The sequence below is a fragment of the Bacillus sp. GC_Bacil_1 genome, assembly GCF_026540675.1.
Lineage (GTDB): Bacteria > Bacillota > Bacilli > Bacillales > Bacillaceae_G > Bacillus_A > Bacillus_A cereus.
In genome coordinates this window covers 1-490 of the sequence record NZ_JALNUG010000061.1, presented here as the reverse complement: position 1 = coordinate 490, position 490 = coordinate 1, and the positions used below count along the sequence as shown (strand labels likewise).

Here is a 490-nt window from a genome sequence, read left to right as displayed (position 1 = left end):
ATTCCAGTTGGGCCTGTTGCTCCGGTTGCTCCCGTTATTCCAGTTGGGCCTGTTGCTCCGGTTGGAATATAAATTGGTGGAAGAATCGGAAATGTAGGTCCAATATTTTCTGGTCCTATCATCCCCTTATTCAATGATAATTTGTCATTGCGTTTCAAGTTAATACCTCATTCCACATGTTTTTTAACCCATACATATCATTTAGAACTTATCATTAAAGAATAACTTTATAACTATTCTCTTTTCTTCTCATAATAATTATTACATGTATTAAACATTTTACCGTTGCTATAGCCACTATTATTAATATAATAAATTGATCATTCTATTTAAAAAGTAGTAAATCTATAATATTCTTATTTAAAAAGATGAGGTGATTTATATTCAAGATAATAATGAAATTAGAAAAAAGGAACTAATGTCAATGGCTCTTGACATTATTTTCCCTTACAGGCTTACGGGGCCTACCGGAAGTACTGGACCTACCGGA

General features: G+C 32.7%; 1 protein-coding gene and 1 pseudogene. One reads left to right on the top strand and one right to left on the bottom strand.

Going from position 1 to position 490, the window contains the following annotated elements; translation table 11 throughout:
- The coding region (locus OXT04_RS29600) for an exosporium leader peptide-containing protein (RefSeq protein WP_267418944.1) at positions 1-158 on the bottom strand (158 nt) is incomplete at its 3' end.
- A 215-nt stretch (positions 159-373) separates the two neighbouring features.
- On the opposite strand from OXT04_RS29600, the pseudogene OXT04_RS29595 reads away from it, so the two are divergent.
- A pseudogene (locus OXT04_RS29595) lies at positions 374-490 on the top strand (collagen-like triple helix repeat-containing protein); the annotation flags it as partial.